The organism is Psychrobacter sp. H25, assembly GCF_059076335.1.
In genome coordinates this window covers 881922-905585 of the sequence record NZ_JCACRV010000001.1, presented here as the reverse complement: position 1 = coordinate 905585, position 23664 = coordinate 881922, and the positions used below count along the sequence as shown (strand labels likewise).

Here is a 23664-nt window from a genome sequence, read left to right as displayed (position 1 = left end):
CATGACACCTACATTGAGGCTTTTATGAGCCAAGCTTATACATCTGACTCTACAAAACCTTCTGCTAAAAAACCTTCAGCAGCATATTCTAGTCCGCCCAAAAGTAAGACCTTATTGCGCCTACTGAGATATCTAAAGCCGTATTGGTGGGCCTTGCTCCTAACGGTTGTGGGTTTTGCTATCAATGCAGGCACTGAGATTTGGATTGCCAAGCTATTGCAATACATCACTGATGCCATCAATCAAAATGACCGAAGCAAACAAGCTTTATTTCCTTTATTGATCATTGCCTTGTTTTTTGTACGCGGTGTGGGTAGCTTTTTGGGTAACTATTATTCGGCTTTGGTGTCACGTAATCTGGTCTATGAGCTGCGTGTAGAGGTATTTAATAAACTACTACGTCTACCAAGTTCATTCTATTTGGCCAACCCTGCTGGTACGATTTCATCCAAGTTGATATTTGATGTGGAGCAAGTCACTGCTGCCAGTACCGACTCAATGAAGACCTTGCTGCGTGATGGTTTGACGGTTGTGGCATTGATCGGCTTTTTGTTGTATAGCAACTGGCGCTTGACGCTCATTTTGTTTGTCGTATTGCCGCCGATATTGTGGCTTATCCGTATTGCTTCTAAGCGTTACCTGAAGCTGTCTAAAGGCATTCAAAAAACGATGGGTAGTGTCAGTCATATCACCAATGAAGTCATCGGTGGCTATCAGGTGGTAAAGAACTACGGTGGACAAGCGTACGAAGCCGAGCGTTTTGATAAGACTTCAAAAAAGAATTTACGCCAAGGCATGAAGGTGGTGGTCACCAACAGTATCAATACCCCAGCGGTACAGTTATTAATGGCGATAGCCATGTCAGTGGTGGTATGGCTTGCCCTTAGACCTTCAGTCATCAGTAATATTTCAGCGGGTGAGTTTATCTCTTATATTGCGGCGGCTGGTCTGCTCAGTAAGCCTGTCCGATCACTGACCGATATCAATCAAAAGTTGCAAAAAGGTATTGCCGCTGGTGAGTCGATTTTTGCACTGCTCGATGAACCAGAAGAGGAAGACACAGGTACCATTAGTAAGGCGTTATCCGGTCAAATGTCTTTGGACAATGTCAGCTTGGTATATCCAGACTCAACGGTTGCTCTGCGCGACTTTACCTTAAATATAAAAGCAGGTGAGACAGTTGCACTAGTTGGACGAAGCGGGGCGGGTAAGTCATCCTTAGTGAATCTTCTAACACGTACTTTAGAGACGTCCTCAGGGCAAATTACTCTAGATAACATGCCTATTGAAGACATCAAATTAGAAAGCTTGCGTGCACAAATCGCCATGGTAAATCAACAAGTGGTGCTGTTCAACACGACAGTATTGAACAATATCGCTTATGGCGGCTTGGCTGATAAAACCCAAGCTGAGGTTGAGCAGGCCGCAAAAGCGGCGTTTGCCCATGACTTTATCATGAAGATGCCAAACGGCTACCAAAGTGAAATCGGTGCTGAAGGACTACAGCTGTCGGGTGGACAGCGTCAACGACTGTCTATTGCTCGTGCCCTGTTAAAAGATGCGCCGATTTTAATTTTGGATGAGGCCACTAGTGCGCTTGATAATGAGTCAGAATACTACATTCAACAAGCCCTCGATAATGTCATGAAAGACCGTACGACACTAGTAATCGCGCATCGTTTGACGACGATCGAGTCCGCTGATCGTATTGCTGTGATGGATGGCGGACAAATCGTTGAGCTAGGAACGCATGACGAGCTGATGCAGCTACAGGGTCACTATGCCCAAATGTATGCTCGAGATTTTGAATAGCATCACATATCTGTACTTTGATTTATGGTAAGTCTGGTAGTCTTAAAAACTGGAACAACCGTTAGCACCTATGCAATGCATCAATAGAATGAATGGCAATTATCAATGAGCATCGAGACGACAATCACCCGTGCATGGCAACGCCGCGCCCTTTGGCTTTGGCTATTGTTGCCTGTTAGCTGGCTTTATGGGTTGATTACCATGCTTCGCCGCAATGCTTATAAATCTGGGTTGCTATCGAGTTACCGTGCATCTGTACCCGTCATGGTCATTGGCAATATTACGGTAGGGGGTAGTGGTAAGACGCCGCTTATCATTGCTTTAGTTAGTTATTTGCAAAGACAAGGCATAAAGGTCGGGGTTATCAGCCGCGGTTATGGTGGTGATACCAGTCAAATGCCAGCCGTAGTAAGTGCTACCAGTTTGCCGAGCGTGGTAGGTGATGAGCCTTGTTTAATTGTTCATACGACAGGCGTTGCTATGGCAGTATGTCCCAACCGTCAGCAGGCGATTGCTGCTTTGCTGGATGCTCAGCCTGATCTACAATTGATCATCGCTGATGATGGTTTGCAGCATTATGCGCTCAAGCGCGATATAGAGTGGATTGTGGTAGATGCCGCGCGAGGGTTTGGCAATGAGCAGTTGCTCCCGACTGGGTTTTTGCGTGAGCCGATGTCACGACTGCAAGGGGCTGACGTCATCTATCACGAGAAGCCTGTCATAGATTCGGCTTATGATAATAAAAGTGGTGAGAAAGCGCGACGTGCTGAGCGCTTAACCATGCATTTGCAAGCGGATACATTGCAAAGGCTATGGAATCCACAGTCGGATACGCCTCAGGCCGATAACGCAATACCGGTTAGTAATAGTAGAGTACATGCAGTCAGTGGCATCGGCTATCCACAACGTTTTTTTAATACCTTAAAATCTCTTGGTTTTGATGTCGTAGGACACCCTTATCCTGATCATTATGACTTTAGTTTGGCTGAGTTATTGCAATATAGTGATTATCCAATCGTGGTGACCAGTAAAGATGCGGTAAAAATAAGCGCGTTATTGTCAGACTATAGAACGGATCAAGTGCTGAATGATGAGTACACAGAGCTCATCAGTAGATTATGGGTATTGCCTGTGACAGCGGTTTTATCCGATAACTGCTACGATAATCTCAATCAGCAATTAAAAGCTTTAGGTGTTAACGCTAATCAAGATGCTAGTATAAGCGTCTCATCATAGACACTGGTTAAGACACCAAACTGCACCATAATTTTATAGGAATCAACCATGTCGCTTGTCGCTCCCTCTACTAAAACCCATATCGTAATTCCTGCTCGCTTTAAGAGCACTCGGCTACCTGGTAAGCCATTGCTAAGCATTCATGGCAAGCCGATGATACTGTGGGTGGCTGAAAAAGCACAGGCAGCTACCTTTGCAGATGATATGTGTATCGCGACTGATGATGAGAGTATTGCAAAGGTTTGCACCGATGCAGGTTTCGATGTCGTTATGACCAGCAGCGAACATGCTTCGGGGACTGATCGCTTGGCAGAAGTGGCTGCTATCAAAGGCTGGGCTGACCATGACATCGTGGTCAATATGCAAGGGGATGAGCCACTTGTACCGCCATTGCTGCTCGAGCAGGTACAAGCGCTTTTGGTCGCGGATGAGGCTAGCGTCATGGCGACACTCTGTGAACCTATCGATGATTACGATACGTTTCAGCGACCATCTGTGGTAAAAGTCGTCAGTCAACAGGCGAACAATCTACAGCGCGCCCTTTATTTTAGTCGCGCGCCGATCCCTTGTGATCGCGACGTTGCTCTGGCAGATGACAATCAAAGTCAACCACCAAAAAATGCGTATCGCCATTTGGGTTTATACGCGTATCGCGTCAGTCTATTACAGCAGTTTGTACATTGGCCACAGACGCCGCTCGAGTTACTCGAAAGTCTAGAGCAGCTACGTGTGCTAGAAAACGGTGAGCATATTGCCATTGCCGAAGCTGCCTGCCAATTACCTGCTGGTGTGGATACACAGGAAGATCTAGAGCGTTTAAATGCGATGAGCTTAGCTGACTTTCAGAGTCCTGCTGCTCAAAACCTTGCTACCCAAAATGGCATTACTCAAAGCCCCATTGCGCAGTAATCTAACCACATATTTTTAGAGCAGTGGTCGCATGCTGCCTCTCAAGCCCAAGTACCCAAAAACGTGATAGAGCCAATAGAGCTATAACTATGAATGATATGACAGGGAATGTAGGTACACTGGAGGCGTCAGGCAGTATCTATTTTGCACCATTGTTGCCATGGCAGCAGACGCTGTGGACGCAATTGACGCAATTGACGCAGCGAGTATTGATGCAGCAGTCATTGCCGCATGCACTACTTGCTGCTGGCATGCAGGGTATGGGTAAACGGGCCTTTGTGTGGCGATTGGCTGCTTGGTTATTGTGCCGCAAGCGTAGTACACATCCATCAGGAGCCTGCGGCGTATGTGAAAGCTGTCAATGGTTAAAGTCGGGCACTCACCCAAGCTTGCACGTCTTACCGCTAGTCAGTATGCCCGTCGAGGCAGACAATGAGCCTACAAAAGAAAAATCAAGCAATACAAAAGACAAGAAAAATACCAAGAGCACAAGTAATAGCACTCTTAAAATTAAAGTTGATGACATTCGAGCGCTCCAGCCTTTTATATATCAAGGCGGACAGGGAATGCGTATTTGCGTGTTAGATCATGCTGAGCAAATGACCGTTGCTGCTGCCAATGCTTTACTTAAAACTTTAGAAGAGCCGCAAGCGCAGGTTCATTTGTTTTTGATTAGTGATACACCCGCTCAGCTACTTCCAACCATCAAGAGCCGAGTACAGCAGTTAGCGCTACAGACGATAGAGCCTGCCGTTGCCATCGACTATGTGACCCAAGTGCTAGGCCATACGATCAACCGTGAGGCAGTGGGTCAAACAGCCATCGAGCAGCTCATACAGCTGGCAAATGGTGCTCCGCTCGCTGCTATAGACTTAGCGCAGGCAACGTGGTACAGCAAGCGCGCGCTGTGGTTGACCACATGGCAGGCACTGCGTAGCGGCAAGCGTAGTAGTGTGGCAGCAAGTGATTATTGGCAAAGTCAGCTGAGTATTAAAGAATTTATTCAGTTGTCTGAGTTGATGCTTCTTGATATACGCCGTGTTTGTTTGGGACTTAGCGAACTACAAAAAGACATTAATCTCTCATCAGCATTGGCATCGTACCAACCCACTGGTAGCGGACTAGAAACCGTAGCTATGAGCTTGCAGCAGACCAAAGTTGCTCTACAACAAAATGTGCAAGAAAAATTTGCCTATGATAAGCTAATGCAAGAATTGGCATACTTGTAAGGCAGTGCTGTAGCGTCTTATAAGGGATTGCTAACTCACAATTGCTTTTATTTATATATGTACAATACGCTCATAAAATATATTTAACTCATTCGATAAAGGAAGCTGACTATGGCAATGCCAGGCCGCGGCGGGATCTTAACCTGCCACATTGAAAGTATCGAGACATTGTATGCCAGCTATTTATCCTTTGTGAGTAATGGCGCACTGTTTGTGCCCTCTGATCAGCCGCAGCAGTTAGGTAATGAAGTGTTTATTGCTATCACCTTACCAAACTCTAGCGAACGCTTACCGATGAACGGTAAGGTCGTTTGGATTAATTCTAAAACCCAAGGTGGTCGTCCGGCAGGTTTTGCAGTGCAAATTGGTAGTGATATTTCTGGACAGCGTATCAAAAACGAAGTTGAGCGCCTGCTGGCTGGTAAAATCGATAGCTTACAATCCACATATACGATGTAATGTTTTTAAAGGCGTATACGAAAAAGCAGCCTATTAACTAAAGGCTGCTTATAGCAATTAAAGTCTCTTTGATTGTATATAAATACAGGCTAGTAGCGGGGCGGTACATACATGTCATCAGGTATGGGTTCGCGGTAGTACTCATCGTCGCGCTTACGATCAGGCAGTTCGATCTCATCACGAGGGACTTCTTTATAAGGGATTTGTTCGAGCAGGTGAGCAATACAATTGAGCCTTGCGCGCTTTTTGCTATTGCCTTCAACCACCCACCATGGCGCTTCAGGGATATGAGTACGCTCAAACATGGTCTCTTTTGCTTTGGTATAGTCTTCCCAACGTCTACGTGACTCTAAGTCCATTGGCGAGAGCTTCCACTGTTTTAAGGGGTCATGGATACGGCTCATAAAGCGCGAATGTTGCTCATCATCGGTAATAGAAAACCAGTATTTTACCAAGCGTATGCCCGAACGGACCAACATACGCTCAAAATCTGGTACGGACTGAAAAAACTCCTCGTACTGCTCATCAGTACAAAACCCCATCACCCGCTCAACACCGCCGCGGTTGTACCAGCTGCGATCAAACAATACAATCTCGCCTGCTGCTGGTAGATGTGCAACGTAGCGCTGAAAATACCACTGCGTTTGCTCACGCTCAGTCGGCGCAGGCAATGCGGCAACCCTACAGACTCGGGGGTTCAACCGCTGGGTGATGCGCTTGATAGCCCCACCTTTACCTGCAGAATCACGCCCTTCAAATATCACAACGATACGTTCGCCATTCTCAACGACCCAGTCTTGTAATTTGATGAGTTCACGTTGTAAACGAACCAACTCTTGAAAATAAGTGCGGCGGTCGAGCTTCTCTTGGGTAGTTAACTGACATCCGTCAAAATAAAAGTTACGCATATAATCGTCTATTTCGTTCTCTAACTCTTCGTCATGGCTATCGATCAGGTCTTGGTGCATTTTTCGACGTAACTCATCATAGTCGACTTCTTTTTCGATGCGCTTTGACAAAGTGGTCTGCTCACGCTCGTATCGGCTCTTATTGGCATTGTCGTAGGTATGAGATGAGATAGGTTTAAATTCGGTCACCGTTGAGGGCTTTTTTTTATCATGTTGGACAGTTTGATGCTCATCAAAAATCACTTGCCTGAGCTTTTTTAACAAGTATTTCATCGTACTCATAAATATTACCTTTGTTTGATAAGCTTGCGTTTGTAAAAGGCTATCGTCATAGAGCAAATTTATGATAACAAAATAAAGGCAAATAAAATGCCCTCTAATTGAATTAGAGGGCATTTATTTTTTGACAGCGTCATCTGTATTAATGACGCTTAACTAGCAAACTATATTGGCGTTAAGTCTTATTTTTCTAAGATGCAAGTCACACCTTGACCACCAGCCGCACAGATAGAGATAAGCGCACGACCTGAACCTTTTTGATCCAGTAGTTTTGCGGCAGTCGCTAGGATACGAGCACCAGTTGCAGCAAATGGATGACCTGCTGCCAATGACGAGCCGTTTACGTTTAGCTTGCTACGATCGATAGATCCTAGAGGCGCATCAAGACCTAAGCGCTCTTCACAGAACTTCTCATCTTCCCAAGAGGCAAGGGTTGATAGCACTTGCGAGGCAAAGGCTTCATGAATCTCATAGAAATCAAAATCTTGCAAGGTTAGACCAGCACGCTCGAGCATACGCGGTACCGCGTATGCTGGTGCCATTAGTAGACCTTCTGTGGTACCAGATTTACCAATGAAATCTACCGCTGCGGTTTCTTGATGAGCGATATAAGCCAGTGGCTTTAGACCATGCTCTTTTGCCCATTCATCAGTACCTAGTAACACACAAGACGCACCATCAGTCAGTGGCGTAGAGTTAGCAGCAGTCATCGTTGGGTTAGCACTCTTTTTACCAAAGACTGGCTTTAGCTTGCCCAGTTTTTCTAGTGTGGTATCTGGACGCAAGTTATTGTCACGAGTCAGACCTTTGTATGGTGTGATTAAATCATCAAAGAAACCTTCGTCATAAGCACGCGCTAGGTTTTGATGGCTGTTAAATGCCAACTCATCCTGAGCTTCGCGGCTGATATTCCACTCAAGTGTGGTGATTGCTTGATGCTCGCCCATTGATAGACCTGTGCGTGGCTCACCGTTTTGTGGAGAGTCGATTAGATCTTTTGGATTTAGACCCATCAATGCTTTTAGACGTTGTTTGTTGTCTCTTGCTGCACCCAGCTTGATAAGTACCTTGCGCAAGCCATCACCAATAGCGATAGGCGCATCTGAGGTTGTGTCTACGCCGCCAGTGATGGCAGAGTCGATTAGACCCAAGGCGATTTTGTTGGCAGATGCAAACGTCGCTTGCAAGCCAGTACCACACGCTTGTGAGATATCATAAGTTGGTGTGTGCGGGTTTAGCGCTGTGTTTAGCGTCGCTTCACGAGTTAAGTTGATGTCACGGCTTAGCTTCATGACAGCGCCAGATACCACTTCGCCTAGTACCTCACCTTGTAGGTTGTAACGCTCAACCAAACCGTCTAGGGCAGCAGTCAGCATATCTGTATTGCTAACGTCAGCATATGAGCCGTTCGAACGTGCGAATGGGATACGGTTGCCACCTAGGATAGCGACACGGTTTTGGTTTGAGGCAGGCTTGGCTTTGCTCGTCTTTTTGGCAGTGGCCGCTGGCTTTTTAGCAGCAGGGGTTGCTGCCTTTTCGTCATCTGCTTTTTTTGCAGTATCTTTAGTAGCGGTTTCTTTAGTAGCTGTATCAGTAGCCGCATCTTTAGTGTCAGGCTTTTTAGGTGCTTCAGTTTTGGTGTCTTTTGCAGACACGTCTTTTTTTGAGCTATCTGTTTTTGTATTGTTGGTATCTTTTGTACTGCTAGTATCGACCGCTTTTTTTGCCACGTCTTTGACATCTGCAGTAGGCTCACTGCTTGCTGCTGTTTCTTGTGGTTTTGCATCATTTGCTTTAACGACAGTACTTTCGACAACTGGGCTATCAGGGTGGTTATTTTTGTTACTCATAATATTATCCTTAAAAAGTATGGGTAGAAGAAATGGAGGGTAAAGAATAGGTAATGTTATTTTAAGCAAGAAGCAAATATTATCATTTATTACATCGTATAGCTGTGTATGATAAGGCGTTTTTACTCGTTTAATGTATATCTTTAGCAAACGATGTGACGCTTATACAAGCGTTATCATCAGTCTTAGTAATAATGGGTAAGACGTTAATCGCCCAACCAACATTAGATATTAGCATTGCATAATGGTTCGTTTGATAATATATTGTTATCCATAATTAAACTTGCCATAACTTATAGGTCGGATTCTAGCATGATATGGTGGCGATTAAGGCGACAAAAAGTTGCTGGCTTGTATACTGAGTTGTTTACAGATTGTTGTAGACATTGTCTGTTTTTGGACTTGTTTACAAGGGCAGTGTATAGTTAGGCTGGTTTTAAAATGATTTACCAAATATCAATAATTACAATGTCGATGAGCCTATATAATAGGTGCATTACCTCTTGTGTTTACTATTCTTCTAACCATTTATTATTTATAGGGAATATATTATGTCAGACCGTTATGGTGATTTTGTTCAATCTTCTCTTGGCAAAAAAGTAGCAAAAAACTTAGGTTTGCCGATGCCAACCACGCTTGATCGTTTTGAGAGCGGTGAGCGTTTGGTTCGCGGTAGTGTGTTGGTTGGCCGTGCGAATGGGGACGACAAGAGCGTTGGCGAATCAGTTGCGCGTATTTTGTCAGATGTTCATGCTGAGGTTTATGTAAACAGCAGCGATGATATCAAAGACGCATTGGCTGATGCAGGTATTGAGGCAAAAGCAAACACAGGTGGCGATGATCAATTCAAGGTTTTACTTTTTGATGCCAGCAACATCAGCAACGCCGATCAACTAAAAGAAGTGTATGACTTTTTTCATACCGTTGCCCGCCGCGTAGAAAAATCAGGCCGAGTCATCATTGTGGGTCGTACGCCAGAGAGTATCACTGATATCGAAACGGCAATGGCACAGCGCGCACTCGAAGGTTTTGTAAAATCAGTCGGTAAGGAATTCAAGCGCGGCGTTACGGCGCAGCTTATTTATGTAGAAGCAGGTGCCGAGCAGAACCTAGATTCAACCTTGCGCTTTTTCACTTCAGCACGTTCAGCGTACGTTTCAGGACAAGTGGTACGTGTGAGCAAAGGCGAGTCGGTCGATGTCGATTGGAATCAACCTTTAGGTGGCAAAACCATGCTAGTGACTGGTGCCAGCCGCGGTATCGGTGAAGCAATTGCTCGTGTCTTGGCTCGCGAAGGCGCGCATGTGATCTGTTTAGATGTACCACAGCAGCAAGCAGACTTACAAAAAGTGGCAAGTGAAATCAGTGGCTCTGCATTGACGGTAGACATCACAAGTGATGATGCTGGTGCAGAAATTGCAGATGCGGCGCAAAAGCGTGGGGGTTTAGACTCAATCATTCATAATGCTGGCGTAACACGTGATAAGACGCTAGCTAGAATGGATGAGAAAAAGTGGGATATGGTTATCGATATTAACCTAGGCAGCATTGCTAAATTGAACCGCTATCTACTTGATAATGACGTACTAAAAGCAAACGCTCGTATCGTCTGTGTGTCATCAATCTCAGGTATCGCTGGTAACATGGGTCAGACTAACTACGCGACTTCTAAAGCGGGTGTGATCGGTTTGGTCAACGCAACTGCCAAGCAGCTAGAAGACAATGCTAAAGGCATGACCATCAATGCAGTGGCACCAGGATTCATCGAAACGCAAATGACTGAAGCCATTCCTTTTGCTATTCGTGAAGCGGGTCGCCGTATGAACTCAATGAGCCAAGGTGGTTTGCCAGTAGATGTGGCTGAGACTATTGCATGGTTTGCTTCACCGGCTTCTGGCGGTCTGAACGGCAACACTGTCCGTGTCTGTGGTCAAAGCTTACTTGGTGCATAATACGAATTTATTTGAGAGTATTTGTGGTAATGAATAGGCGGGAAGCTGCATAGCACTTCCTCTCAATTTTGATTGGTTTCACATATGCTTACGAATAATTGCTGATAAATTGTAATAAAGCTGCCCACGGGTGGCTTTTTTATGATAAAAACACAAGACCCATTAGCCAAACTATTTTTTGCTATTAGAGATACTCATAAGATTGATTGAATATGGCGCTTATTAAATGATTTAATAATAGGTTCTAATCAACGACTGCAGAATGTCTTTAGATACGTTAAAACTTGTTCAAGCCACATTTAGGATTTACTTATGTCAGACACACATTATGATGCGTTGCCAAAAGCGCACACTACCTACGCCAATATCGTCAAAAGTTTATTGCCTATTGGCAGCAGCGAAAAAATCAGCAAAGATCAATTACCACAAGCGACTTATTACGTCGATGACTTGCATATCGATCAAGATAATCTAAATGACTATCGTAAAATTTGCGGATTCGCTGATGATGGAAAAGTTCCAGCGACTTATTTTTCAGTATTGTCGCAAACGTTGCAGATGAACATGATGGTAAAAGAGCCATTCCCATTTGCTATGTTAGGTCTGGTGCATATCGACAACAGCGTCACGCAGTATCGCCCTATTGGTGAGCGCGAAACGGTCGCAATGGCCGTCACATTTAGTAACTTGCGCGATCATGCCCAAGGTCAGCAGTTTGATTTTGTGACGACAGTCAAATCAGAAGATAAAGTCATTTGGGAAGGGACGTCAACTTATCTGTCACGCAGTAAAAAAGCCAGCAGTAGTAAAGACAAAAAAAGCGCGCCGCGCCCAGTTGCTGTTAAGCCAGAAGTCGGTGAGAAAGATGTCCATAGTATTTTTGAAGTGCCAGAAGATATCGGTCGCCGTTATGCATTCGTTTCAGGTGACTTTAACCTGATCCATTTACATCCGCTATCAGCACGCGCCTTTGGTTTTCCAAAAGCGATTGCACACGGTATGTGGTCAAAAGCCAAATGTCTTGCTTTAATGGATGAGCTACCTGACGCTTATACTATCGAGGTTTCATTTAAGCTGCCTATCTTTTTGCCAGCTGAAGTGGAGCTTATCGCTGAGCCAGTAGCACAGCTAGAAAACACAGGTGATACTTGTGAATTTGGCTTATATAGCTCTAAAAACAGTAAGCCACATTTGGCTGGTGTTATGACCTTAAACAGCGACAGCAAGTAGCACATACCATATAGCGTTGCTTTTATCTTAATAGCCATATTTAACGAACACATTTATCATTATGACGTCACAAAATACAAACCCACAAAGCAATGCGACAAGCACCAACCACGCTGATAGTTTAGCAGCTACTGACACAGTCGCTGCTAATGACACCTTAATCACTGAGGCTTTAGATAGTGACTTAGATAGTGACTTAGATAGTGACTTAGATAGTGACTTAGATAGTGACTTAGATAGTGACAACGGTATCGACTTAGCTGCTGTCTTTGAGCCTTACTTCCGTCCGGATGACAAAACTATTGTGTGCGGGGCATTGGATGACGAAAAGATCACTGTTTTGGCAAAATCTGGTGTAGAGTTAGTCATCAATTTACAGCCAGATGATGAGCTTACTTTTGATGAAGCAGTAGCGGTTGAGCAGGCAGGGATGAGCTATGAGCATCTACCTATCAATGGGGCTGCCGAGCTAAAGCAGCTCAAAATACTGGCATTTGATAACATACTTCGCCAGCATCATGGCAAAAAAATTGTCATGCATTGTGGATCAGGTAATAGAGTTGGTGCAGCGATTGCGCTACGAGCAGGTTGGCTCCGTGGGCGCAAAATGGATACTGCCATGGAACGCGGCCGTAGTCATGGTCTGACCAAGCTTGAACAAGAAGTTCATAATCGTTTGTTAGTGCCTCGCTAGACTAGATACTTAAGCTGGGTGAAATGACTCAATAAATACTAGCGTGACACATAGTTTTAGTAACACCCTAAAATATTATTATTGAATAATCAAAGGCGACCAGTAGGTGGCCTTTTTTATTGATTGCACATTCATTTATACTAGTTCAGACCTTATGATAGCGTGTTTATGTAATTCCAAAATGACAATAATTTATAGCACTGGAGCCAGACAATAATGACGGAACATAATAAAGAACACTCTCATGCACTAACAAGAATGGACTTGCAGCAACGTTTGCAGCAGCTACTAACTGTATTACAGCTTGATGATGCGCCAGCAGGTGGTGCGGTGGTGGTATATCAGGCAGATGAGTGCATTGCGCAAGCAAGTATAGGAATGGCACGTCCTGATGCGCCATGGCAGTCTGACACACTAGCGATTAACTTTTCTACGGGTAAAGGTATTTTAGCGACGCTCGTACATGTGCTGGTCTCTCAGCAGCTGCTCACTTATGATGTGCCCATTGCGAAGTATTGGCCAGAGTTTGCTGCAAATGGTAAAGCCAACATCACCTTGAGACAAGTCATGTCACATCAGGCTGATCTGTTTTCGATCACCAGTATCGATGTTGATAGTGACACTGTGCTCGATTGGGACGCGATGCTGAGACACGTTGAGGGTATGCCTGTCACCGCACCTGAAGATGCAGCAAAATATGATAGCGCGTACAGTGCGTTGATATATGGCTGGGTGCTGGGCGGTGTGATAGAAGCAGTGACGCAGATGTCACTAGCTGAAGCACTACGCCAGTATCTCACTGACCCTTTAGGTATTTCAGATAGTTGTTATTTTGGTGTGCCAAAAGATAAGGTTGATCAAGTAGCAAAACTGGCAAAAGACTTTAAAGCTTCAGACGAAGATAGTGTACTGCTACGTAACAAACGCAATAAACCAACGCTGAAGTCCGACTCACAAGACACATTGCGTACCTATGCCAGTTTACCCAGCTATACATACTGGCAGCAGCAGGGCTTAATCAATGACCAGACACCCACTCCAGATATAACTAATGAGCAAGATACAGGTAATGAGCAAAATGATTTACCACTCATGGATACAGCTTATATTAGTCGTTTGTACTTTGATACCAGTCAGCTCAATCTAAAGAACTATAAAGCGGCGCTCATTCCTGCTGGTAAACACGCACTTGACTACCATAATCGCAAAACGTTAGAGGCCATCATTCCCGCTGCGAACGGTGTCGCCTCAGCTGATGCATTAGCCACTATCTACGCCATGCTAGCCAATGGCGGCGTATGGCAAGGGCAGACGCTGATCGATAGTGCTACTTTTGAGCAACTGTCTACGCCGCAAGTCACCGGTCTAGATGCAGTAATGCCAGCGGCCATGCAATGGCGCTTGGGGTACCATAAGCTATTTAGTATAGGCAACAACGAGAGAGCCACCGATAGTAGCGTAACGCCTGCCACATCAGGGTTTGGGCATATGGGGTACAATGGCTCAGTGGCGTGGTGTGATCCTGCGCAGCAATTGTCATTTACCTTTATTCATAATTTTGACACCACGATGCTCAACGACATCCGTCAGTTTGCGCTTACAGAGGCGGTTTTAGACTGGATCAATGAGCTACATTAGTTAGTGCGCTCTCAAATTAACGTGCTCTTAAACAGTTGCTGTAGTCAAACTGATTTTGCCCAAACAGCTTTATTAAAAATAAATCCAGTATGAATAATCAACTGGACTTTTGAGGGGTTAGTTTTAGGAGCCTAGCAGCGCTTAAACCATGGATAAAGATGGAGGCTAAAATCACAATTGAGCAAACAATCCATAGTTTGAGTGCATCTTCATCCGCAAAAAAATCTTTATTGAGTGCATAAGACAGATAGTACAGCGTACCAATACCACGAATACCCAGTGCTGAGATTGCGTATTTTTCGGTATGCGGTAAGTTAAGTCCCGATAAAGCGATGAACCCTCCAATCGGACGTATGAGTAATAAAAAAGTAAAACTGACGATATAGACACGCCATGTCAGCTCAATCCCAGACTGTAATCCTTGGCCCAAGAACATACCGAAAATCACCAGCACCAGCGACATCAGCAAGCCTTCTGACTGCTCAGCAAAGTCGTGAAGTTTTTGATGATAGCTATGCTCACATTCTGAACGCCGAAAGGCAAATGCCGCAACGAAAACTGCGATAAAACCATAGCTGTGTACGTATTCTGCGACACCATAGGCGACTAAGGTGAGTGCAATAACAACATACCCCTGTGAGATAGTCGTGTCACGAGTATGTTTAGAAAACACGACTTTGGCCATCGCTTTGCCGACCAAAACACCAACAACGACGCCTGCGCCAATTTTCCACAAGACATCATGAGTGAACCACGACCATAGCATATCGTAGGTAAAAGCCTGTCCTTCACTAAAGGCTTCTGCAATTTTGATGGCTAAATAAACGAAGGGAAAGGCAAGCCCATCGTTTAATCCTGCCTCTGACGTTAACGTAAAGCGCGGTGTGTCTTCTCCACCAGTATTAGGCGGTCCAACCTGAATGCTCGATGCCAAGACAGGGTCGGTAGGTGCCAATACTGCCCCTAACAAGATAGCAGCGCCTAGGCTTAAGCCAAATGCGTAGTAACCTAACACTGCCATTGCAAAGATACCAATGGGCATGGTGATTAGCAATAGCCTGACAGTAGGTCGCCATAACTGCCAAGAGAGCTCGGTATCAATCTTTATACCCGCACCAACCAACGAAACCAATACCACGATCTCAGTTAGCTTTTCGATGAGCATGCCATTGTCTATAGGGTCCAAAAAGGACAAAGAGGTCCACCAGTAGCCCATCATCAAACCAAAGCTAACTTGTAGCATGGGTAAGGAGATAAAGTTACGCTTAAAGATGACAGGAAATAATGCCCCTAATAAAAAGGCGATACCGCAAATCAATAAGAATAAGTTATATTTTTCAATCATAAGGTTTGCGCACGTCAGTATGTTTTAACTATTAGTTTTAGGGTGTTGTTTTTGGCGATCATTTTCGGTATTGATAAAAATGTATATCAATAAAAATTTTGTCTAACGGTAAGACTTATCATGCCGATAAAAAACGATTATTACCGAAAGAAATAGTTATCAAAACGATTACTGCGTTGTTTTTTGGTGAAAAAAAAGCCTGCATAGCGCAGGCTTAATAAATGATACAAGTAGCTTTTTAATGTTAACGGCACAAGCAGGGCTTAGCGCTCAACTTGGCTCACGTCGCGTATGGCACCAGTATCGGCACTCGTAGTCATGGCGGCATAAGCACGTAATGCAGGGGTCACATAACGTTCACGACTGACAGGCTTCCACGCATCGCGTCCACGAGCTTCCATGGCTTCACGGCGAGTCGCCAAATCAGCATCGCTAACCTGCATGTTGATAGTGCGATTAGGGATGTCAATATGGATAGTATCGCCTTCTTCAACCAGACCAATCGCCCCGCCTTCAGCAGCTTCTGGGCTGGCATGACCGATTGAGAGACCTGATGTACCACCAGAGAAACGACCATCGGTGAGTAGGGCGCATTCTTTACCCAGTCCTTTTGACTTCAAGTATGTGGTTGGATAAAGCATCTCTTGCATACCAGGACCGCCTTTAGGGCCTTCATAGCGAATAATGACCACATCACCGGCAACGATTTTGTCATCCAACACTGCGGCAACCGCATCATCTTGAGACTCAAATAAACGTGCACGCCCAGTAAATACTAAGATGCTTTCATCAACCCCTGCGGTTTTGACCACGCAGCCACGCTCGGCAATGTTGCCATACAGTACAGCTAGGCCACCATCTTGCGAGTAAGCATGTTTGGCACTGCGGATACAGCCAGACTCACGATTGACATCGAGGTTTGACCATTCTTTTGATTGTGAAAACGCCTCAGTAGTACGTACGCCACCAGGCGCGGCTAGATAGCGTGCGCGTGCCTCTTGGTTGTCCGCATTCATGATATCCCATTTATCAATCGCCGCTTTCATCGTTGGGCTATGGATAGTTGGAACGTCCGTATTCATTAATCCTGCACGGTCAAGCTCGGCCAATAGCGCAAACACGCCGCCAGCACGATGCACATCTTCCATATGGTACTTTTGTGAGGCAGGGGCGACTTTTGCCAGACAGGGCACACCGCGGCTTAGGCGGTCAATATCTGACATCTTAAAGTCGACTTCTGCTTCGTTCGCTGCGGCTAATAAGTGCAAGATAGTATTGGTCGAGCCGCCCATCGCGATATCTAGTGTCATCGCGTTTTCAAAGGCGGCTTTGCTAGCTATCGAGCGAGGTAAGACCGAGTCATCATCTTGCTCGTAGCGACGTTTGGCAAGTGAGACAATAGTACGTCCTGCTTCTAAGAACAGTTCACGGCGCAGTGAATGGGTCGCTAGTAGTGAACCATTACCTGGTAATGCCAATCCTAAGGCTTCCGTAAGACAGTTCATAGAGTTGGCAGTGAACATCCCAGAGCACGAACCACATGTCGGACAGGCTGAGGCTTCAATAGCGGCCACATCTTCATCACTAATGCTGTCATCAGCAGCGTCCATCATGGCATCGACCAGATCGAGTTTACGAACAGCACTGCTGTCATTACTATCAGTATTGTGGCTCTTACCGACGGTGCTGGCTAGGATTTTGCCTGCTTCCATTGGACCACCTGAAATGAATACCACTGGAATATTCAGGCGCATGGCAGCCATCAGCATACCTGGAGTGATCTTATCGCAGTTTGAAATACAAACGAGCGCGTCAGCACAGTGAGCATTGACCATATACTCGACCGAATCAGCAATCAAATCACGACTTGGCAGTGAATACAACATGCCGCTATGACCCATCGCAATGCCATCATCAACGGCAATGGTGTTGAATTCTTTTGCCACGCCGCCTGCTTGTTCAATCTCACGTGCGACCAGTTGTCCCAAATCTTTTAGATGCACATGACCAGGTACAAACTGGGTGAAAGAGTTAGCAATCGCAATGATTGGTTTGCCAAAGTCGCCGTCAGTCATACCAGTTGCACGCCATAATGCACGCGCACCTGCCATATTACGACCGCCGGTAGAGGTTTTTGAACGATAATCCATGTGATATTCCTTACAAATAGGCGGAGTTGTTAAAATTTGCACCCTCAGTTTTAATAGGGATAGTGTGCTTTTTATAGAGAGTGAGGACTAGTGAATAATACTAAGTCGTTACCATACCATTAGATATGAATAACTTAAAATAATATGCCAATAATAATGGTTCCAGAACCGCTAAAGGTGAGTAAAAAAGATTATTCAAGACGCGCCAATATGGCTGTGTCAAACCAAGGTAAATCAGCTTTGTCAGCTTCTAGTTTGACAATAGCTGCCAGTGCATGAGTGGCTAAAAGCTGTTGATAGTCGCTACTTGCGCCAATCGTTAGCAGTGATTTGGTAGGTAATGCTGGGGTACTGGGATTTTGCTCATCAATACTGATCAATGTCTGCTTGTTATTCTTATAAAGAACGTCCACACGACCAAAAAACTGCCAGTCTTTAAAAGCTGCAATAACCGCATCTGCTGCATCTTTGGTATATACCTGCTGTGTCTCTTTGCCAGTATTGGTCCAATGTAGCCGTACAGCCAATTGTAATGATTCACTAAACACGACTAATGAGCCAATTACCTTTACATGCCAAGGGCTGGTCAATAACTCTTGATTAATACCAATTAAGTGAGCAGCCTCTTGAGCTGACATAGGCGTATTGAATTGAGTCAGTAGTTCAGGCGTAAGGGGGTGCGCCTGTTTGATGGTATCGTCTAAGCTATCATAGTGATACAGAAAAGGTAGTGGTAAGTCTTGAGTGACCGTCTTTTTTATGATTTTACAGTTATGTATTTGCCAGCTGATGGCTTTGTCTGTCAACGCTTCTGCCAAGATGATGGCATTTGGATCGATGGTCTGAGTCATATTCTCAGATTCACTATGAGGTTGTTCTGAGCCATGCTGTTCTGAAGCATGCTGTTCTGAAGGAAGGCTGTTAGACACAGAGAGATCTTTTTCGAATACTTGGGTCGCTCCAGACACTTGAGCTGCGTCATCGCGCACAGCGTAAGCGTTGTTATCTGGGCTGTCTAAACTGTTTGAGTTATCTGATGTAGTGGTCGGCAAAGTAGGCAAATCCATAAACATAGCGTTGTTAAAATAGAGTACCAATATAACATTTTAAGGGCATGACCCGCCAATAAATTAGTGAGCTGAGACAGTGGATATACCACTTGATTTTCTCAATGAATACGAGGATGCCGACTTGTACTAAACCTATAGTCAATCCTATATAAACTAGATACAGCGTCAGACTCACTCAGTCTACAATTTGTAGTACTTTCATTCCCCTTCCTTGTGTCTAAATTATCTTGAACTGACTATACATTTCGTCCACTATAGGATGAGCACTGTCAGCGGCTCTAAAAGCTACTTGCCACCTAATAATTGAAGTAACACCTCATAATCAAAGGAAAAATAATGACTGAATTGAATCAACAGACTGCTTATGACGACAACAATATTTTTGCCAAAATGTTAGATGGTGGTATTCCATACCATAAAGTGTATGAAGACGACCAAACCCTTGCTTTTATGGATATCATGCCGCAAGCAAAAGGTCATGTATTGGTCATACCTAAGCAAAAAACAGCTGATTTGGCTAATCTTGAGCCAGAGTATGCTGCCGCTGTTTTGATGACCTCCAAAAAAGTCATGCAAGCGCAGCGTAAAGTGTTCGAGCGTGAAGGTATCATCCAGATGCAGCTAAACGGCGCACAATCAGGTCAAACGGTTTTTCATTATCATATACATCTGATCCCCTCGAGTATTCATGAGCTGGGTCGCCATGCGGTGACACAAGCTGATCAAAGTGAACTTGCCAATATTGCAAAGCAACTTGCTGCAGCAATCAGTGATGCGTAATCTCAGTACCGTGTTTTGTGATATAAATACCATGCTTTGTGACCTTAATATCTATAGCGATATGTAGGTCTAAGTCATAGCGCATTAACATAAGTGGTGTACAAGATAAGAAGACAGCTCGCAAGCTGTCTTTTTTGTTGCTTAGTAATAGTCATGTAACGAGCGTTAAGGTCATGTTACGAGTCAGCTGGTCGTCTAGGGTTTTTGAAAAGAATGTGATAGATATGATGCGTGTTTACTAACTTATCGTTAATCGACTTATTACTAACTAATTTAGATTTAACGCACAACCATAAACTATCTATTAGCTATCTTACATTCACTTTTGTCCTTACCAGTGAATAACTATAAAAAAGGCAAAATCAACTTTTGGGAAATCGCTTTTCATGAGTAAATTACCTCGTTCTACTATTTTATTACCAGTCTTTGTACCCGCTGCCATCATTATGCTGCTACTGGTCATTGGTACAGCGATCAATCCTGAAGCAGCAGGTGCTTTATTCAACGATGTACTTGCCTTTACGACTGAGACGTTCGGTTGGTTTTATATGTTGGCAGTGGCACTGTTCTTGATGTTTATTATCGTATTGGCATTTTCGTCCTATGGCAGTATCAAGCTGGGGCCTGACCATGCTGAAGCGGAATACAAGTTTCTTGAATGGTTTGCTATGCTCTTTTCGGCAGGCTATGGTATCGCGCTCCTGTTCTTTGGGGTAGCAGAACCAGTGATGCATTTTGCCAGTCCGCCACTCTCGGAGCCACAAACGATTGCGGCGGCAAAAGAAGCGATGCAAATTGCCTATTTTCACTGGGGATTTCATATTTGGGCGATTTATGGGGTAGTGGGGTTGTCACTGGCGTATTTTGCATTTCGCCACGGTCTACCATTATCGATACGCTCAACGTTGTATCCAATCATCGGTGACAAGATTCATGGTCCTATCGGTCACACGGTCGATGTGTTTGCGATATTGGGCACGATGTTTGGTATTGCGACCAGTCTCGGTTTGTCAGTATCGCAGATCAACGCGGGACTCAACTACCTGTTGCCAGATCTCATTCCAGTGAACACCACTGTGCAGGTGATTGCTATTGCATTAGTGACGTCAGCGGCTCTGTTGTCTGTGTTGGCAGGCATGGACAAGGGTGTCAAACGCTTGTCTATTTTAAATATGGTGCTAGCGACAGCACTGATGATTTTTGTGTTTATTGTCGGTCCGACTATCTTTATCTTGAATGCCTTTATGGAAAATACAGGCAGCTACTTGGGCAATATCGTTGAGCGTACTTTTAGCTTACAGGCTTATGAAAACAGCGACTGGATCGGTAGCTGGACGCTGTTTATTTTTGCGTGGACAATCGCATGGGCGCCTTTTGTGGGGCTATTTATAGCCAAGATTAGCCGTGGTCGTACCATTCGCGAGTTTGTATTAGGCGTGATGCTGGTACCTACGTTCTTTACGTTCTTTTGGTTTGCTGTGTTCGGTGATACCGCACTACATATGATTATGGTCGATGGGTACAACTCGCTCATTGGCGATGTACAGGACAACCAAGCGATTGCTTTATTTAAACTATTAGAAAACCTACCATTCACTGAGTTTGTGTCGTCATTGACTATTTTATTGATTATTACCTTTTTTGTGACGTCGTCAGATTCAGGTTCATTAGTGATCGATTCACTAGCGGCTGGTGGGCGTAGTGATACGCCGTGGTGGCAGCGCAGCTTTTGGGTAGTGACTGAAGGGGCCGTAGCAGCGGTACTCTTGATCGCAGGTGGTCTAACAGCATTGCAAACAGCAGCTATCGTCAGTGCGCTACCGTTTGCCATTATTATTCTAATCTCAATGTTTGGTATGTGGCGTGCCCTACGTATCGAAGGCCACCGTAATCAAAGCCTCGGTCAAAATAACAAACTGCCACCGCATCTACTCAAACCATCAGCATGGCGCGAGCGTATTGACTACATGACTGACAAACCAACGCGCGATAAGGTCTTGAGTTATATCAAAGAAGTGATTATGCCATCCATGATGGAAGTATCATCTAAGTTTGCAGAAACAGGCTGGACGACTGAAGTCAATTACGATGCAGTCAATAACCGTGCGGTACTTGAGTTGCAGCGTGGCGACGATGTTGAGTTTTGGTATGAAGTGCGCTTATCCGAACATGATGCGCCTGATTATTATACTGAGGGCACCGCGGATACCTTACCGCAAGAGCATCATCACCGTGCTGAGGTCTATCTACGGCGCGGTGGTCAAACGTATGATCTATACGGCTACCAGTCCGAGTCAGTGATTAACGACATCATCGATCAGTTCGAAAAGTATCTGCATTTCCTCAATGTATCGCCTGATAGTCTCCCATGGCGTATGCAAGCGCACGATGAAGATATCACCCTAGAGCAGGGCAGTGTACTCGACAAATAATAGAATGAATGCGTCAATAGCAATTATAAATCAGGCAAGCTATTTACCGTAATAGCTTGCAATAAATATAAGATTCCTTAGAATAACGGCTTGTTTTCCTTACAAATCAAGCCGTTTTTTTATGTCTATTGATTCTTCAGTTTTATCCTCGTCCGCCTCAGTGTCTGACCATCCGTTATTGCAGCCATTAGTCATCGGTGGTCTGACTATCGAAAACCGTCTGATGGTTGCCCCGATGGCAGGGGTGACGGACAACCCTTTTCGCCGTCTGTGCAAATCATTCGGTGCAGGTCATGCGGTCAGTGAGATGATTATCGCAGATACGGCACTCTATGCACGCAAAAAATCACTATATCGTGCCAATTTTAATAATGAGATTGCCCCTATCTCTGCACAGATAGCAGGTGCGGAGCCTGATAAATTGGCTGAAGCGGCTCGTTATCAAATCGATAACGGTGCACAGATCATTGATATCAATATGGGCTGTCCTGCCAAAAAAGTCTGCCGTAGGCTGGCAGGCTCTGCCTTACTACAAGATGAGGATTTGGTCGCGCGCCTATTAGACGCAGCGGTTAATGCAGTTGATGCGCCAGTTACGCTAAAGACACGCTTGGGTTATGAGAATGGTCGTGAGAATATTTTGCGAGTAGCGAAGCGAGCAGAGCAAGCAGGTATTACGGCGATTGCCATTCATGGGCGCACGCGTGAGGATATGTATACGGGTGAAGCGCGTTATGAGCTCATACGAGAAGTCAAAGACAGCATCAGTATTCCGGTTATCGCTAATGGCGATATTGATAGCGCGCAAAAAGCCCAGCACGTCTATGAGATGACGGGCTGTGATGCGGTGATGATTGGTCGTGCGGCGCAAGGGCAGCCATGGATATTTCGTGATATTGAGCATTTCTTGCGTACGGCCGAGCGTCTGGATGCCCCAAGTATCAGTGAGATAAAAGAGATTGTACTGACGCATCTACAAGAGCTCTATGACTTTTATGGTGAGTACTCTGGCTGCCGTATAGCCCGTAAGCACATCGCTTGGTATACGATAGGTATTCCGAACTCTAACGCCTTTCGGCAAGCAATGTATGGCGAAGAGAGCACCGCTGGACAATTTCGAGTGGTTGAGACTTTTTTGCAGGCGCATGAGTAGTAGAAGACCGCGATGCTATTATGCTCATCTAGTATCTATCATCACACTTGTATAGCAGATACTGCATAAGCGTATCTTTTTCGTTTCCTATGCTTTATCGATAGGTGTCGTATTCTCAGCAGGGGTAGTGGCGAGGTTTTCTTTCGGCAACGGTTTTTCTTTTTGCCAAGGGAACCGACCTTCTAGCTCTACCTGTAATGATAAGCTCAAAAACGTTCTAATAAGTACGATAATACCCAATACTATTACGCTACGTAACGATGGCTCTGTGACCACAGTGGCGACGATATCAGCAGCGATCAGTACCTCTAGGCCTAATAGGATAGATTTACCAACAGTCTGCCTGATATCGACATACGTATTATGGTTGAAGCCTCCTGGTAGTCGAAATGCCCTATAAAACGCAAAAAATATGCCAAAAAACATTATAAGAACCCCAATGACTTCGACTATTTTGGCAATTAGATCGATATAATGGGTTAACGTTTCTATCAAAATATATCCTCCTCAAACTCAATTAGTACATAGCAGAATATTA

18 protein-coding genes are annotated in these 23664 nt (G+C 44.8%); 12 read left to right on the top strand and 6 right to left on the bottom strand.

Features of this window, described 5'->3' with window-relative positions:
• The first annotated feature begins 24 nt into the window (after nucleotides 1-24).
• From msbA to AC5JPO_RS03520, 5 genes are all read left to right on the top strand, one after another.
• Nucleotides 25-1812: a lipid A export permease/ATP-binding protein MsbA gene (msbA, locus tag AC5JPO_RS03540; RefSeq protein ID WP_493853283.1), complete on the top strand. Its 1788-nt coding sequence runs from the start codon at nucleotides 25-27 to the stop codon at nucleotides 1810-1812.
• A gap of 105 nt (nucleotides 1813-1917) precedes the next feature.
• Entirely contained in the window at nucleotides 1918-3048 is a 1131-nt protein-coding gene (gene lpxK, locus AC5JPO_RS03535; RefSeq protein ID WP_493843384.1) for a tetraacyldisaccharide 4'-kinase, read from the top strand.
• A gap of 48 nt (nucleotides 3049-3096) precedes the next feature.
• Nucleotides 3097-3957, top strand: coding sequence for a 3-deoxy-manno-octulosonate cytidylyltransferase (gene kdsB, locus AC5JPO_RS03530; protein WP_493843383.1), 861 nt, complete (start codon nucleotides 3097-3099; stop codon nucleotides 3955-3957).
• 89 nt (nucleotides 3958-4046) lie between these two features.
• The gene (locus AC5JPO_RS03525) at nucleotides 4047-5186 is read left to right on the top strand and encodes a DNA polymerase III subunit (protein WP_493853282.1); all 1140 of its coding nucleotides are present in this window, start codon (nucleotides 4047-4049) and stop codon (nucleotides 5184-5186) included.
• 111 nt (nucleotides 5187-5297) lie between these two features.
• Entirely contained in the window at nucleotides 5298-5645 is a 348-nt protein-coding gene (locus AC5JPO_RS03520; protein ID WP_319050244.1) for a PilZ domain-containing protein, read from the top strand.
• 89 nt (nucleotides 5646-5734) lie between these two features.
• Here AC5JPO_RS03520 and ppk2 read toward each other — a convergent pair whose 3' ends face one another.
• Both ppk2 and AC5JPO_RS03510 read right to left on the bottom strand, forming a co-directional pair.
• The gene (gene ppk2 / locus AC5JPO_RS03515) at nucleotides 5735-6835 is read right to left on the bottom strand and encodes a polyphosphate kinase 2 (protein WP_443524235.1); all 1101 of its coding nucleotides are present in this window, start codon (nucleotides 6833-6835) and stop codon (nucleotides 5735-5737) included.
• Nucleotides 6836-7014: 179 nt separating this feature from the next.
• Nucleotides 7015-8682, bottom strand: coding sequence for an acetyl-CoA C-acetyltransferase (locus AC5JPO_RS03510; RefSeq protein WP_493843381.1), 1668 nt, complete (start codon nucleotides 8680-8682; stop codon nucleotides 7015-7017).
• Between the two features lie 551 nt (nucleotides 8683-9233).
• On the opposite strand from AC5JPO_RS03510, the gene AC5JPO_RS03505 reads away from it, so the two are divergent.
• The 4 genes from AC5JPO_RS03505 to AC5JPO_RS03490 all read left to right on the top strand — a co-directional run bounded on the left by AC5JPO_RS03505 (nucleotide 9234) and on the right by AC5JPO_RS03490 (nucleotide 14196).
• Complete coding sequence (locus AC5JPO_RS03505) at nucleotides 9234-10634, top strand: 3-oxoacyl-ACP reductase (protein WP_443524233.1); 1401 nt, start codon at nucleotides 9234-9236, stop codon at nucleotides 10632-10634.
• Between the two features lie 312 nt (nucleotides 10635-10946).
• Complete coding sequence (locus tag AC5JPO_RS03500; protein WP_493853281.1) at nucleotides 10947-11864, top strand: MaoC family dehydratase; 918 nt, start codon at nucleotides 10947-10949, stop codon at nucleotides 11862-11864.
• 61 nt (nucleotides 11865-11925) lie between these two features.
• On the top strand, nucleotides 11926-12558 hold the full coding sequence (locus AC5JPO_RS03495) for a protein tyrosine phosphatase family protein (protein WP_493853280.1): 633 nt from the start codon (nucleotides 11926-11928) through the stop codon (nucleotides 12556-12558).
• 216 nt (nucleotides 12559-12774) lie between these two features.
• Nucleotides 12775-14196: a serine hydrolase domain-containing protein gene (locus AC5JPO_RS03490; protein ID WP_493853279.1), complete on the top strand. Its 1422-nt coding sequence runs from the start codon at nucleotides 12775-12777 to the stop codon at nucleotides 14194-14196.
• A gap of 97 nt (nucleotides 14197-14293) precedes the next feature.
• Here the strand turns inward: AC5JPO_RS03490 and AC5JPO_RS03485 are convergent, their stop codons facing one another.
• From AC5JPO_RS03485 to AC5JPO_RS03475, 3 genes are all read right to left on the bottom strand, one after another.
• Nucleotides 14294-15541 carry a cation:proton antiporter gene (locus AC5JPO_RS03485; protein ID WP_443524226.1) on the bottom strand — a complete coding sequence of 416 codons (1248 nt, stop codon included), beginning with the start codon at nucleotides 15539-15541 and terminating at the stop codon, nucleotides 14294-14296.
• A gap of 263 nt (nucleotides 15542-15804) precedes the next feature.
• Complete coding sequence (ilvD, locus tag AC5JPO_RS03480; RefSeq protein ID WP_319050253.1) at nucleotides 15805-17691, bottom strand: dihydroxy-acid dehydratase; 1887 nt, start codon at nucleotides 17689-17691, stop codon at nucleotides 15805-15807.
• 191 nt (nucleotides 17692-17882) lie between these two features.
• On the bottom strand, nucleotides 17883-18758 hold the full coding sequence (locus AC5JPO_RS03475) for a hypothetical protein (RefSeq protein ID WP_493853278.1): 876 nt from the start codon (nucleotides 18756-18758) through the stop codon (nucleotides 17883-17885).
• 339 nt (nucleotides 18759-19097) lie between these two features.
• Here AC5JPO_RS03475 and AC5JPO_RS03470 point away from each other — a divergent pair, with 339 nt between their 5' ends.
• The 3 genes from AC5JPO_RS03470 (at nucleotide 19098) to dusB (ending at nucleotide 23126) form a co-directional block, all read left to right on the top strand.
• The gene (locus AC5JPO_RS03470) at nucleotides 19098-19541 is read left to right on the top strand and encodes an HIT family protein (protein ID WP_493853277.1); all 444 of its coding nucleotides are present in this window, start codon (nucleotides 19098-19100) and stop codon (nucleotides 19539-19541) included.
• Between the two features lie 386 nt (nucleotides 19542-19927).
• On the top strand, nucleotides 19928-21973 hold the full coding sequence (locus AC5JPO_RS03465; RefSeq protein ID WP_493853276.1) for a BCCT family transporter: 2046 nt from the start codon (nucleotides 19928-19930) through the stop codon (nucleotides 21971-21973).
• Nucleotides 21974-22094: 121 nt separating this feature from the next.
• Nucleotides 22095-23126: a tRNA dihydrouridine synthase DusB gene (dusB, locus tag AC5JPO_RS03460; RefSeq protein WP_493853275.1), complete on the top strand. Its 1032-nt coding sequence runs from the start codon at nucleotides 22095-22097 to the stop codon at nucleotides 23124-23126.
• Between the two features lie 87 nt (nucleotides 23127-23213).
• On the opposite strand, the gene AC5JPO_RS03455 is transcribed toward dusB, so the two are convergent.
• Nucleotides 23214-23621 (bottom strand): DUF1622 domain-containing protein, encoded by a 408-nt coding sequence (locus tag AC5JPO_RS03455; protein ID WP_493851660.1) that lies wholly within the window; start codon nucleotides 23619-23621, stop codon nucleotides 23214-23216.
• Nucleotides 23622-23664: the final 43 nt, after the last annotated feature.

Coding starts and splice junctions, on each gene's coding strand:
- AC5JPO_RS03525 (WP_493853282.1), top strand. CDS start 4,047: ATGAATGATATGACAGGGAATGTAGGTACACTGGAGGCGTCAGGCAGT.
- ppk2 (WP_443524235.1), bottom strand. CDS start 6,835: ATGAGTACGATGAAATACTTGTTAAAAAAGCTCAGGCAAGTGATTTTT.
- dusB (WP_493853275.1), top strand. CDS start 22,095: ATGTCTATTGATTCTTCAGTTTTATCCTCGTCCGCCTCAGTGTCTGAC.
- AC5JPO_RS03490 (WP_493853279.1), top strand. CDS start 12,775: ATGACGGAACATAATAAAGAACACTCTCATGCACTAACAAGAATGGAC.
- lpxK (WP_493843384.1), top strand. CDS start 1,918: ATGAGCATCGAGACGACAATCACCCGTGCATGGCAACGCCGCGCCCTT.
- AC5JPO_RS03510 (WP_493843381.1), bottom strand. CDS start 8,682: ATGAGTAACAAAAATAACCACCCTGATAGCCCAGTTGTCGAAAGTACT.
- ilvD (WP_319050253.1), bottom strand. CDS start 17,691: ATGGATTATCGTTCAAAAACCTCTACCGGCGGTCGTAATATGGCAGGT.
- AC5JPO_RS03475 (WP_493853278.1), bottom strand. CDS start 18,758: ATGGATTTGCCTACTTTGCCGACCACTACATCAGATAACTCAAACAGT.
- kdsB (WP_493843383.1), top strand. CDS start 3,097: ATGTCGCTTGTCGCTCCCTCTACTAAAACCCATATCGTAATTCCTGCT.
- AC5JPO_RS03520 (WP_319050244.1), top strand. CDS start 5,298: ATGGCAATGCCAGGCCGCGGCGGGATCTTAACCTGCCACATTGAAAGT.
- AC5JPO_RS03465 (WP_493853276.1), top strand. CDS start 19,928: ATGAGTAAATTACCTCGTTCTACTATTTTATTACCAGTCTTTGTACCC.
- AC5JPO_RS03495 (WP_493853280.1), top strand. CDS start 11,926: ATGACGTCACAAAATACAAACCCACAAAGCAATGCGACAAGCACCAAC.
- AC5JPO_RS03500 (WP_493853281.1), top strand. CDS start 10,947: ATGTCAGACACACATTATGATGCGTTGCCAAAAGCGCACACTACCTAC.
- msbA (WP_493853283.1), top strand. CDS start 25: ATGAGCCAAGCTTATACATCTGACTCTACAAAACCTTCTGCTAAAAAA.
- AC5JPO_RS03505 (WP_443524233.1), top strand. CDS start 9,234: ATGTCAGACCGTTATGGTGATTTTGTTCAATCTTCTCTTGGCAAAAAA.
- AC5JPO_RS03470 (WP_493853277.1), top strand. CDS start 19,098: ATGACTGAATTGAATCAACAGACTGCTTATGACGACAACAATATTTTT.
- AC5JPO_RS03485 (WP_443524226.1), bottom strand. CDS start 15,541: ATGATTGAAAAATATAACTTATTCTTATTGATTTGCGGTATCGCCTTT.